Origin of the sequence: Limibacterium fermenti (assembly GCF_041902845.1) — a bacterium.
Lineage (GTDB): Bacteria > Bacteroidota > Bacteroidia > Bacteroidales > Dysgonomonadaceae > Limibacterium > Limibacterium fermenti.
Genome location: NZ_CP159486.1, coordinates 927,006 through 940,187 on the forward strand (window position 1 = coordinate 927,006; position 13,182 = coordinate 940,187).

A 13,182-nucleotide genomic window follows, 5' to 3' on the forward strand; every position below is an offset into this window, starting at 1 on the left:
AATTAGCAAATTAGCAAATTAGCAAATTAGCGAATTAGCGAATTAGGGAATTAGGGAATTAGGGAATTAGCGAATTGTTTTCTTTTGTATCTTTGCAACCGATTCGATAAATAGAATATGAGAAGTTTTGGTAGTGATAATCATTCGGGCGTGCATCCGCGCATCATGCAAGCCCTTTTCGACGCAAATGCCGACCATGTGCTCGCTTATGGCGACGACCCTTATACCCGTCAGGCTCAAGAGGCTCTGGAAGAGCTTCTGCAAGGCCATGCATTCCACCCGCTGTTCGTTTTCAACGGCACGGGCGCGAATGTCGTTGCTCTCGAAGCCTGCACGCTTCCTTTCCACAGTATTTTATGCGCCGACACCGCCCACATTGCGGTAGACGAATGCGGCGCCCCGGTGAAACTGACGGGCGCTTCGATAAAAGAAATCCCAGCGGACGACGGGAAGTTGACGCCCGAACTCGTAACGCCTTTCATTCACGGTTTCGGCTTCGAACATCACTCGCAGCCGAAGGTCATCGCCATTTCGCAATCGACCGAACTGGGAACGGTATATACGCCCGAAGAGGTGTCGGCTTTAGCCGCATTGGCGCACCGCCACGAGATGTATTTGTTTATGGACGGAACGCGTATCGCCAACGCCTGTGCCGCCGTAGGGTGTTCGTTGAAAGAAATGACGGTGGATTGCGGCGTAGACCTGTTTACATTCGGCGGCACGAAGAACGGGTTGATGATGGGCGAGGCGGTCGTGCCTCTCCGGCCGGAGTTTGCCGAGAATTTGAAGTATTACCGCAAGCAAGCGACGCAGTTGTTCTCGAAGATGCGGTACCTGTCGGCGCAATTCATTCCGTACATCGAGGAAGGCCTCTGGCTCGAAAACGCCCGCCGTTCGAACGCCGCCGCGCGCCGCCTGGCATCCGCGATGGCTACGATAGACGGTGTGCGCGTGACGCGGCCTGTAGAGGCGAACGCCGTGTTTTTTATTATCCCAAGGGAAATCGTGGACGCCCTTCGCGAACGTTATTTCTTTTACGAATGGGACGACTCCATCGGCGAGATGCGCCTGGTCTGTTCATGGGACACCAGCGACGAAGACATCGACGCCTTTATCGGCTGTCTGAGGAAATTGGCGATTCCATAATTCAATTAGCAAATTAGCACATTAGCAAATTAGCACATTAGCACATTAGCACATTAGCAAATTAGCAAATTATTTTTCATGTTCGATTTTTTAGACCAATCCCCTTATTTATTGCCCCTGATGATTTTCTTCGGTAGGATTATCGATGTGACATTGGGGACGCTGCGTATTATCTTCGTTTCGAAAGGTGAACGTTACAAGGCTCCGCTGATCGGATTCTTCGAAGTGTTCATTTGGGTCGTTGTCATCTCCCAGATTCTCTCGCGAGCCAACGACATGACCGCTTATCTGTCGTATGCGGCGGGGTATGCCACCGGCAACTTTATCGGCATCCTCATCGAACAACGCATTGCTTTCGGTATCGTATTGTGCCGTATCTATACCAACAAGAACGGTTTGGACGTGATCCGGCTGCTGAAGGAGTGCGGACATGGAGCTACTTTGGTGCATGGAACCGGCTCCGTGGATAAGGTCGACATTATCGAAACCGTCATCGAACGCAAGGAGATGAAAGGCATTGCCCAAAAGCTTACCCAATTCGACCCTAACTTGTTTTATGTGATTGAAGATGTGCGCACCAAGCAGAACGGGATCTTTTATAAACGCCCCAGCATTTTCTCCCGTTGGCGTCCGGGAAAATGAACGGTCGACCCATTTGCCATTGACGGATGCCTTTGCAGAACGTTGTTGGGCGGGCGCTCCTTCTAAATCGGCCGGTGTGCGGTTGTCGCTATTCATTGAACGGCCGGAATAGGCCGCTGAAGCGCCTGAAGATATCATTGAACGGCTTGGAGATGTCAATGAAGCATCTAAAGATGCCGCTGCATCGCTTAAAGATATCGCTGCACGACCTAAAACTGACAATGAAGCATGTAAAGCTGCCATTGAGGCACCTGAAGCTGCCATTGAAGCATACAAAGCTGCCATTACGTCATCCGAAACTGACAATGAAGCATGCTCAACTACCATCGAAACACCCAAAACTGCCATTGAGGCAGTCTCAGCAATCATTGAATCACTCTGAACGGTCATTGAATCGGTTTCGACGGTCATTGCCCGGTTTTTACCGGCTGCATAACGGTTCCGCGGTCACTATCGGCTATGATATTTAGGAACGGACAAACAAAATTTTGAGGGATTGGAGGATGATCTCTTTGTCGGCCGTGGGGCGCAGCAAAAGCATCAGCGTATTGTCGGCGGGGATGGCGCCCATGATGCCCGGAATGTTGTTTGATTCGATATCGCAGGCAATCCCCCGGGCGTATCCGGGAGGTGTTTTGATGACGGCGACTTGTCCCGAGAACTCGATATTCAATGTTCCCTGCCGCAAGAATGGCATCACCATGCCGTGTTTATCCCTCGGCGAAGGGGGCAGTTGCATCGAAGGCAAACGGTACACGTAGTTTCCCGCGGCGTCGGGCGTTTTAGCCACCTTCATTTCGCGAAAGTCGCGCGAGAGCGTGGCCTGTGTGGGCTCGAAGCCCAGGAGTGAAAGATGATGCAACAATTCGTCCTGACTGTCTATAGCCGACCGCGAGAGTATTTGCGCGATCGCTTCCTGCCGTTCTTTTTTATCGTTCTTGGCCATAAACGGTTATTTACCCCCGAAAGTGAATTCCAACGGGATGGGAGCCGGAACCTTAATAGGCGTTTCGCCGACCAGCACTTTGGGCCAAAGCTTCACCGTGACCTTGGTTTCATCGGAAATGATGCCCAGAAAAGCGCCCATCTCTTTCGCCACCCGCTCCTGCGAATAACGGTTCATTAAGGTTTTCAGGTCGACCCCTACCGATATGGGAAGCGTCTTGGTTTCGTTCGGAGCCAAGTCGAACGGGATATCGATTTTCCCTTGCGCAAAATCCAGTTCGTTAATCGCGATGCTGTAATCGAGAGCATTGAGGAACGCAGCTTTTTGGTTGGGGTTTTTCACATCGATATTAAGCGTCATGTTAAAAGGGATGGCTTGAAGGTTTCCCCCCGCCAATATGGTCGAAATAGACGCCAGGCTCGACAGCGAGATGCTGGAGGCATTGCCCAGGTTGATTCCGGCGAGTTGGATATCGCTCAGCGAACGGTAGCTATATTCGCATTGAGAGAGGTTATAGGCGCCTCCGATTTGATTTAATACATCGCAACTGTTGAATACAAGAGCAGCGAAAATAAAAACGATTATTTTTTTCATCTTTTGTTCGTTATTTACGGGCTGCAAGCCATTTTGTCCGGTCGTTTGGAGGCTATAGTCTCCGGTCTTTAGTCTCCGGTCTCCGGTCTTCAGTCTCCGGTCTCCGGTTTACTTTGTATTGTCTGCCGTCTTTTGACCGTTGACGGGTGATCCTTAACCGATACCTTTCAAAATTACCTGCGAAAGTTTAGTCTGTTACTAATGTGTTTACTTGATGGTCACCATCGTCGCCCCGTAGCCGTATTCCTGAAACGATGCGTCCTGATGGTAGCATTTCTTGTATTTGTTTTGTAATTCCTTTAATATCGCATTCTTTAATACGCCGTTGCCTTTTCCGTGAATGAACACGATCTTGGCGTTTTTCTCCGCCGCATGCGCTTCCATCGCCTCGTGGAACTTTTGCAGTTGGTATTCCAGCATGTCGGCGTTTGTCATGCCCGCCGTCGTGTCGAGCAGTTGATCGATATGCAAATCGACTACCAACGGCGCTTGTTGCTCTTTCTTTTCGATGCGCTGCCTGCGCGGGCGGGCGGGAGCGGGGCGCTCTTTTTCGATGATGGCGCGCTGCACGTCGGTGGCCGAGACAAGCAGTTGATGCTCGGGGACATCGTTGCGGGCGATATAATACACCAACGCATCTTCATCGAAGTAATCGTTCTCCCGGAAACTGTGCAGCTTGTAGAATTTCACCGTGTCGACAGCCAGTTCCACCGAATAGGGCTGTTTGATACCGAACGGTTTATGATGTTTAAAAGCGATGAACTGTACACAAATCTTTTCGATCTCGTTGAGTTGCGTTTTGTCGAACTCCTCCATGAAAATCTTGGTGTTGGGCTCCACCGAACCCTGATAGCGGCATTTCCAGGCGCTGTTTTCGCGGCTGAGATAGGTGAAGAACAGGTAATAATTGCTGTCGTTAACGAAATAGCATTCATACGACGTGTTGGAGAGGGTCTTTACGTCGGTCGGAAGGTAAGCCAGGCAGGCCGTTATTTTTTCACCTTCCACCGTTTCGGCGGGCTCATCGTCTTCGGGGGTTATCCGGGGCAAGTCGGGCGAGGATTTCTTCTGCCCGGCCTGCTCGTTTTCCGTTTCGGTTTCGCTGAGTTTTTTATTTCCTTCGGAAGCGACAACCACACATTCCGAGGCTAGTACGGGGACATCGAATCCGTTTTCATCTTCAACGATGACCACTTGTTTGTTGAGGAAGCCTTTTACTTTTCCTCCTCCCACCGAATTCAGGAAGCGTACCGTGTCGCCTGTTTGTAATTTATTCATTTGCTCTATGCTTTGTTTTGTGTATGCAACGAATTCATAAGATAAAAAGGTTTTGCGTCGTTGCTTATTTTTGTTCCGTGTTGCAAAGTTGACTATTTTTGTCGGATTATTCATATAATATTCCGAAAAAAGAAGGCGTACGATAGCCAAAAAAATGAAAAAAGAAGAGATAGAACAACTTCGCATCGGTGATTTCCACTACGATCTGCCCGACGGGCGCATCGCCAAATATCCCGTCGAGCCGCGCGATGCGTCGAAATTATTAGTTTATTCCGGCAGGACGATCACCACCGCTGTTTTTCGCGATTTACCGGCTTTTCTTCCGCCGGAAAGCCTACTTGTTTTCAATAATACCCGGGTCATTCATGCGCGCTTGCTCTTTCGCAAACCGACGGGGGCCGTGGTGGAAGTGTTTTGTCTGTCCCCTTTGGTGCCCGAAGAGTACAATGTGAATTTTCAGCAACGGGAGCGGTGCGCGTGGTCGTGCATGATCGGCAATGCGAAGCGCTGGAAAGACGAATCCTTGCAAATGGAGGTGGCATCGCCTGCGGGCTCGCTTACACTCGTAGCCCGGCGGAAAGGAACCTTCCCGTCGGGAGTCGCCGTGGAGTTTTCGTGGAACGATCCTTCGTTTACGTTTTCGGAAGTGTTGGAGTTTGCCGGGAAACTGCCCATTCCGCCGTATCTTAACCGGGCGTCGGAAGAAAAAGACGACGAAACCTACCAAACGGTGTACTCGCACGTCGAGGGTTCGGTCGCCGCGCCTACAGCCGGATTGCATTTCACGGCGGGAGTGATGGAGAAACTACGGCAAAAGGGTTTGTCGACGGTCGAAGTGACGTTGCATGTCGGGGCCGGAACGTTCAAACCGGTAAAGTCGCCCACTATCGGAGGGCACGGCATGCACACCGAGTGCCTGTCCGTGTCGCGCGACGCCATCGCTTCGCTGCTTGCCCATAACGGCAAAACCATTGTGGTGGGAACGACATCGCTGCGCACCGTCGAGAGCCTGTATTATATCGGCGCCAAATTATATCGCCGTCCCGACGCCCTGCCGCACGAGCTCTCCGTGTCGCAATGGGAACCGTATGAACCGGACGAGGAGATTCCACCGAAGACTGCTTTGCAAAGCATTCTCGATTATCTGGACCGTCACGGCGAGGAGCAATTGATTTCGTCCACGCAGATTCTTATCGCCCCGGGATACCGCTTTCGGTATGCCGATGCGCTGGTGACCAATTTCCATCAACCGGAGAGCACCCTTCTGCTTTTGATATCGGCTTTTGTGGGAGATGACTGGCGACAGATTTACCGGTATGCCCTCGATAACGGTTTCCGCTTTCTTAGTTACGGCGATAGTTCGCTGCTCTGGAGGGAATAGATTGAAGGAAGATCGAAGGAAGATCGATGAGAGATTGAAGGAAGATTGACCGGCGACCGATGACCGAAGACTGGAGACCGAAGACTGGAGACTGTAGACTGGCGACCGATTGACCGGCGACCGGCGACCGATTGACCGGCGACTGTAGACCGGACCCTTCGACAGATTTAAAAAAGTGTGCAATTACAAAGCGTTTTACGTGTTTTTTTTGTATTATTGCAGTTTGAAATAAATCCACATAACACCAACAAAGCAATTGGTTAAGAAAGTCGTTAAAATATTCGCTATTATTATAGTAACTATCATACTATTGAATGTAATTCTTTTCCTTACATTCAGTATTCCTTCCGTTCAGAAGTACGCCGCCGATTTCGCATTGAAAAAGCTCAAGCCCATGATCGGTACGGAGGCATCGATTGACGGCATCCGCATCAAACTATTTAATACCGTCGAGTTGAAGGGCGTTTATCTCGAAGACAAGCAGCAGGATACGCTTTTCTATGCCGGTACGCTGTCCACCCGTATCCATCCGTGGGATTTGCTCGACAACCGGGTATCGGTCCGGAAAGTTGCGTTGGAGAACTTCACCGGAAGCGTTTATCGTGAAACGCCCGAGGCGCCGTTCAATTTTCAGTTTCTCATCGACGCTTTCGCCGGAAAGGATAAAGACACCACGCAGCAAAAAAAGGAAAAGGCGCCTTGGCATATCGTCGTCGAAGATTTGTTGTTGAAGAATGGTTCGTTACGTTATCATATCCTTTCGGAGCCGGAAACTCCGGGGAAATTCAATGCCGCGCATATCGATGTGAAAGGATTGCAATTGCGCGCATCCGCCGACTTCCTCCGCGTGGAAGATATGCGCGCGCAGATAAAGAAGTTGGAGTTTACCGAACATTCGGGAATACAACTCACCCGTTTCCAGGCGGATGTGAGGGGAAAGGACTCGCTGTTTTCAGGCGATAAGATTCTTGTGTCGTTTAATGATTCGGAACTCGAAGTGAAGGAGGCCTCGTATCACTTGTCTTCGAAAGCCTTTGTGGTGAGGGCGAAAAGCGATCATATCGATGTGCGGAATGTCGCTCTCTTTGCCGACGGCTTCGGGCATCTCGGCAAGCCGCTGTCATTCGACATCGATGTGAAAGGGCAATTGCCGCAAGTTGAACTGCAAAAGCTGACGGCCTCCTACGGTTCCGGTACGAAAATACGGATGGAAGGCATGCTTTCCGATTATTCCAACTATAACGACAGTAAAATCAATCTGAACATACAAGAGGCAACCGTTTCGCCCGACGATATGGAGGCTTTCGCCGCGGTCGGCTCGCCGAAACCTTTGCCCGAACAATTATTCGCCTTGGGGAATATCTCGTTGCGGTTGAAAGCGCAGGGAAAGATGAGCCGTTTTGCCTACGACGGCGCTCTTCGCACTTCGCAAGGCAATGTATCGTTATCGGGACAAGGGATGCTTGGGAAGGATTTCAAATCGTTTTCGTTCGAAGGGCCTGTGAATGCCGATAATATACAAATGGCGAACATTATGGGGGAAGAACTCGGCGTGGACGATGTCACTCTGGCTACCCACATCCGGGTGGCTTCCGATAGCCGTAAACAATTGTCCGCTTCGGCTGACGGGAGTATCGTTTCCGCTTTATACAAGGGCTATCAGTATACCGATTTGTTTTTCGACGGCAGTTATTCCCCCGATAAGATTGCCGCTCATATTCATACCGATACCGAACGCAACAAGCTCGACATTTCCGCGGATATGACCATGGGGGGCGATCAGGCGATTCTGGTAAAAGGCGTCATCGACAAACTCGACCTGAATCCGTTCGTGACCATCGAGAAATGGGAGAACCCTTCGCTCACCACGCGTATCGACGGACAGTTATCGGGAGGCTCCATCGATAATATGGTGGGTACCGTCGTCATCGACAGCACGTCTTTATCGGCGGCTTCTTTTATTTACAATCCCGGGCCGGTTTATTTACAGGCGCTGGCCGATGAAGGAGAGGGAAAGAAACTCCAGCTTTATTCGTCGTTTCTCGAAGCCGAACTATCGGGCGATTATTTCTTCTCTACGGCGGGACGCGAGTTGATGGCGGCGTTGCATCCGCATCTGCCTTCCCTCATTCCCCAGCCCGAAGAGGCCGAACCGCTGGAAGGCCTGAATAACTTCCGGTTTACCGTCAACCTGAAAAATACGGAGGATTTATCTTATGCGCTTTCCTTGCCGTTTTATAACGTGGAGCCGGCGACCATACAGGGAAGTGTGGATATGGTTTCGGGGCAATCGGTGGTGATGAACGCGCATGTTCCCCGGCTGATGTTCGGAAATAACGATATACGCGAAACGAAAGTAACCCTTCAGAGCGGCCCGGCGAAAGGTATCGCTATCGAAGCCAATACCTATCTGGTGCAGGACGACGGTTATATCAACGCCCGCCTCAATACCGACGTGGCCTCTGACTCGCTCATGAACCGTTTGTTTTTCGACGTGCAGAACAGTGTCGCGCAGGCCAACGGTCAACTTCAGATTGGGCTGCAACTCGATCGGGATGCGGAAGAGCAGTTGATGGCGGCCATCCGCTTTTACTCTTCCGACGTACTCTTCAATAACAAAACCATTTCCTTCAGCGATGCGACCATTGATTACCGCAAAGACCATATCGACATCCGTAACTTTGGAATGAGGGAGCGCGATATGTTGATTCTCGGCATTGAGGGGATTGCTTCTAAAACTCCCTCCGACAGTATCCGCGTATATTTTAATAATACCGAGCTGTCGAACCTCCTGGCCGCCTTCAACGTAAGCAATATCGAGGGAGCCATCAACGGTGATATCTTCATCTCCCAAGCCTTGGGCGATCCCAGAATACGCACCGAACAATTGCGCATCGACGACATTAAAGTGTATAACGAGCCTGTGGGCACCTTTCATGTCGATGCCCGGTGGGACAACCTCCATTCGGGACTCGGGCTGGATGCCTATCTGGACAATAAGACGGGCGTCCGTCCCCTTGAGGTGAAAGGCTTTATCCCGACCGGCGACACCATCCGCCAACCGATGAACGTAAAATTAAACATCCGCGATTTTGCCTTAACGACCTTCAAACCTCTGACAACAACTATCTTCAGCGATTTGTCGGGAAATATCAATTCCGATATATCCGTGACCGGCAGTGTTTCCGAGCCGGAGGTGAAAGGTTGGCTGGGTATTGACGGCGGAATGATGAAGGTGGCTTATACCGATGTCACCTACCGTATTTCCGATACCATCCATGTGGATAAAAGCAATATCGGATTGAACAACCTGGTCATTTACGATGAGGACAACCATACGGCTACGTTGAGCGTATCGTTATCGCATAGCAATTTCGGGCGCATGGTCTATAATGTCGGGTTTGAAATGAACGATTTCCTCTTGTTGAACAATTCGCGCCGCACCGACCTGATGGCCTATGGTACGTTGCGCTTGTCGGGAAACATCAAGGTGTCGGGATCGCAGGCCGGGATATTCGGCGATGCGTTTGTCTCTTCTTCCTCCCGCTCGGATGTGACCGTCGTCATCCCGCAGTCGGCCGCCACGGCCGAGCAATACAGCGGCGTGATATACATCAACACCCCGACCGAAAAAGAAGACTCGTTGTCCTTCCTCCGGAAAAGAGAGGAGGGGAAATCCAACGCCAAAAGAACAAGCTCCGCCAACAGCATGCCCATAAACATGCGGGCAATCGTCAACCTTACGCCCCTGTTGCGGACCAAAGTTTTTATCAATCCCACCACGGGCGACGCCCTCGATGTGAACGGTACCGGAGAAATGACCATTTCGTATAATTCGAAAGCCGTGTCGCCTATGCAAATCCATGGCGATTACGTCATCGAAGAAGGGAAGATTCATTATAATCTTCTGCAAAACTTGCGGGCGATCGATTTCAATATCCGCAAGGGAAGTACCCTCACCATGATCGGCGACCCGATGAACACGCGCTTCAATATTATTGCATATCATCAGGTGACGACCGATTTGGCCACGCTCAATACGAGTTTTACAGCCGAGCTCTCCAATACCCGAGTTCCCGTGAATGCGCTGCTCGAAATCAGGGGCGATCTGCAACGGATGGATCTGCAGTACGGCATAGAATTACCGGATGCGACGAATGACATGCAGCAAAAAGTGAATAGTTTGATCAGCACGGAAGAGGCGAAGATAAGGCAGTTCGCCTCGTTGGTCGCCACGGGTAGCTTTTTTTCTTCGGGTGGAGATACCCAGAATACGAATCTCGGTACAAACATGTTTACTTCGCTGGCGGCAACAGGCCTGACGAAAGGATTGGATGCCTTGTTTGCAAGGGCTTTGAAAAATAACTGGACGGTGAGCACCAATTTCGAGTCGCAGGACGGTACGTTCGATAACGTGCGTATGGGCGTCGATGTGTCCACCCGTTTGTTTGACGACCGCCTCCGCATTACGACCAACTTGAGCTATGGCGACCAAAGCACGTTGAATACCGACCAGGCATTCATGGGTGAGTTCGAGGCCGAATACGATATCAATAACTGGTTGATGTTGCGCGCTTATAACCGTGCCAACCAACGTTTCTATCGCCGTTCACCCTTTACACAGGGCGTAGGGGTGGTGGTGACCAAACAGGGACACACCTTTAGGAATCTGTTCCGGTTTGATTTTCGCCGGAAGGAGAATGAATAAATAATGTTTGACGACTGTGAAATGAAGAAATATATAGTTTACCTGGCTTTCTTTTTAGGATGTATCGCTTGCGAAACCACGAAATACGTGCCGGAAGGAAGTTATCTGCTCGATAAAGTAAATATCAATTCCGACGTGAAAAGTATCGGCAACTCGCAACTCAAACCGTATTTGAGGCAGAAGCCCAATAGTTCCCTGCCGGTGTTGGGAAAGGTGCGGCTGCATATATATAGTATTCCCGATAATGATTCTACTTGGTTAAACCGGCAGTTGCATAAATTCGGCGAGCCGCCCGTTTTGTATAGTTCGCAGTTAACCGAGGTATCGGCGGAACAAATGCGCCAGTATCTTCACAATAAAGGGTATTTGAGGGCGAGGGTCGATACGTCTTTGGTGAAAAAAGAAAAGAAAGCGCTGGTCAGTTATCAGATTACGGGAAACGACGCTTATCACGTGCGGAACTTCCGCGATACGATTCAGTCGGCCGATACCACCATCTATTCCATCTTGTCCGAGTCGCGCAGGCTGCAAGTGATGAAGGAAAAAGATATTTTCGATCTCGAAGTGTTGGAAGAGGGACGTGTCAAACTGGCTGATGAATTGCGCAATCGCGGCTATTACAATTTTAATCAGGAGAATTTCTACTATTTAGCCGATACGACGCTCGGCAACCGGGAGGTCGATTTGACCCTCGGAATGAATAATCCGACCGATAGTACCCTGCACAAGCGGTATACCATTGGTAACGTCACGGTTATTAATGGTATAGATCCTGTTATATTGCAGGATTCCTCCCGGCATCATGCCTTGGATACCATTGAGTATCGAGGAATGAGGGTGGTCTCCGAAAAAGAGAAGTTCTTATTGCCTCAGGCTATCTATTATAATAATTTTGTTCGTCCGGGACGGCTCTATTCCGATCGGCTCGTCGAAAGAACCTATTCGTCGTTGAGCCAATTGGGTTCGGTGAATCAAACGAGCATCAATTTCACCCCAGTGGTGAGAAATGACTCTAACTTTTTAGATGCGAATATTTTGCTGGTGCCCGGCAATTTGCACTACATGCAGTTCGGTGTCGACGGAACCCATTCGGCGGGTGACTTGGGGGTGGCGACAAACCTCACGTATGAACATCGGAATTTGTTTAAAGGGGGCGAACGGCTTCGCTTGCGCCTCAATGGTGCGTATGAGTTTATCTCGGCTACCGATAGTACCGACCTCCTCGATCATAGTTTTTACGAGTATGGCGCGGAAGCTTTTTTGTCGATTCCCCAGTTATTGCTCCCCTGGTTGATGAAGCGCCTGAAGGATCGTCCTTCCGCTTCGACCGAGTTTTCTATCGGAGCCAATTTCCAGAACAGGCCGGAATATTTGCGCCAGTTCTTCAATTTATCTACCCGACTGCAATGGTCTGCCTTGAACTGGCAGGTGACCCATGAGGTCAATCCGGTGGACATCACTTATATACGGATGCCCAGAACTTCCCAAAGGTTTAGGGATTTGTATCTGAACGACGACGCCAATCCTATCCTTCGGTATAGTTACGAGGAACAGCTTATTGTCAGAACCGCGTATAGCATTAGTTATACGAATGCTTCTTTCCGGCATACTCCCCTCATTCCTTTCCGTCTGCGTGTCGGGGGCGAAGTGGCGGGCTGGATACCGAGAATTGTGACTTCTCTCAACAAAAGTAAAACCAATGATGAGGGCTATAAGAAAATTCTCGGAACCCGCTATGCCGAATATGTAAAGGGGGATATCGATTTTGCGCCCGTATATCGACTGAATGAAAACAGTACGTTGGCGGCGCATATTGCCGTCGGGGTGGCTTATCCGTATGGGAACTCGGTGGTATTGCCTTTTGAAAAACGCTATTACGGCGGCGGCGCCAATAGTGTCAGGGGGTGGAGCACGCGTACGTTGGGGCCGGGAATATATGGTAGCGATACGTTACGATACGACTTTGCGAACCGTACGGGGGATATCCGCCTCGATATGAGCGTCGAGTACCGGAGGAAGCTCACCAAAATGTTCGAATTGGCCGGCTTTATCGATGCCGGAAATATCTGGACCATTAAAGACTATTCCGGTCAGCCGGGAGGTTATTTTCAGTTCTCTGAATTTTATAAACAGTTGGCGATTGCCTATGGTGCCGGTGTCCGGCTCGACCTGAACTTCCTGCTGTTGCGTTTCGATTTCGGTATGAAAGCGCATAATCCCGCTATGCCCGAAAACCAACGATGGACAATCTTTAAACCTAAAATGAGGCGCGATTTTGCCTTCCACTTCGCTATCGGATATCCTTTCTAAAGGAATTAATCAATCGGAATTTGTATAAATGTAATAAATAGATTATTCAAGTTTCGCAAGCCATATCGTTGCACCTCACCTTCGCCTCCCGATGTTTTGTGACCCGGTATCGTTCTTGTTCGCTAAAAGAGTAGAACTCGCTTCGCTCAAACAGCTCCTCTTTTTACGCTCATTGCG

8 protein-coding genes are annotated in these 13,182 nt (G+C 50.1%); 5 read left to right on the forward strand and 3 right to left on the reverse strand.

The genetic code is table 11. The features are described from left to right. Positions 1 to 117: 117 nt before the first annotated feature. On the forward strand, positions 118 to 1,146 hold the full coding sequence (locus ABNK31_RS04195) for a threonine aldolase family protein (protein ID WP_418894473.1): 1,029 nt from the start codon (positions 118 to 120) through the stop codon (positions 1,144 to 1,146). A gap of 78 nt (positions 1,147 to 1,224) precedes the next feature. Continuing rightward, entirely contained in the window at positions 1,225 to 1,788 is a 564-nt protein-coding gene (locus tag ABNK31_RS04200) for a DUF2179 domain-containing protein (RefSeq protein WP_418894474.1), read from the forward strand. A 466-nt stretch (positions 1,789 to 2,254) separates the two neighbouring features. On the opposite strand, the gene ABNK31_RS04205 is transcribed toward ABNK31_RS04200, so the two are convergent. The 3 genes from ABNK31_RS04205 to ABNK31_RS04215 all read right to left on the reverse strand — a co-directional run bounded on the left by ABNK31_RS04205 (position 2,255) and on the right by ABNK31_RS04215 (position 4,606). After that, positions 2,255 to 2,734, reverse strand: coding sequence for an arginine repressor (locus ABNK31_RS04205; RefSeq protein WP_418894475.1), 480 nt, complete (start codon positions 2,732 to 2,734; stop codon positions 2,255 to 2,257). Between the two features lie 6 nt (positions 2,735 to 2,740). Beyond that, positions 2,741 to 3,328 (reverse strand): LEA type 2 family protein, encoded by a 588-nt coding sequence (locus tag ABNK31_RS04210; RefSeq protein WP_418894476.1) that lies wholly within the window; start codon positions 3,326 to 3,328, stop codon positions 2,741 to 2,743. A 207-nt stretch (positions 3,329 to 3,535) separates the two neighbouring features. Beyond that, on the reverse strand, positions 3,536 to 4,606 hold the full coding sequence (locus ABNK31_RS04215; protein ID WP_418894477.1) for a DUF2027 domain-containing protein: 1,071 nt from the start codon (positions 4,604 to 4,606) through the stop codon (positions 3,536 to 3,538). A gap of 154 nt (positions 4,607 to 4,760) precedes the next feature. On the opposite strand from ABNK31_RS04215, the gene ABNK31_RS04220 reads away from it, so the two are divergent. The 3 genes from ABNK31_RS04220 (at position 4,761) to ABNK31_RS04230 (ending at position 13,005) form a co-directional block, all read left to right on the forward strand. Further along, complete coding sequence (locus ABNK31_RS04220) at positions 4,761 to 5,987, forward strand: S-adenosylmethionine:tRNA ribosyltransferase-isomerase (RefSeq protein ID WP_418894478.1); 1,227 nt, start codon at positions 4,761 to 4,763, stop codon at positions 5,985 to 5,987. A gap of 256 nt (positions 5,988 to 6,243) precedes the next feature. Beyond that, positions 6,244 to 10,695, forward strand: a complete 4,452-nt coding sequence (locus ABNK31_RS04225) for a hypothetical protein (RefSeq protein WP_418894479.1) — start codon at positions 6,244 to 6,246, stop codon at positions 10,693 to 10,695. Positions 10,696 to 10,716: 21 nt separating this feature from the next. Beyond that, a complete protein-coding gene (locus ABNK31_RS04230) occupies positions 10,717 to 13,005 on the forward strand; it encodes a BamA/TamA family outer membrane protein (RefSeq protein WP_418894480.1) in 2,289 nt (762 codons plus the stop codon). The last annotated feature ends 177 nt before the right edge of the window (positions 13,006 to 13,182 follow it).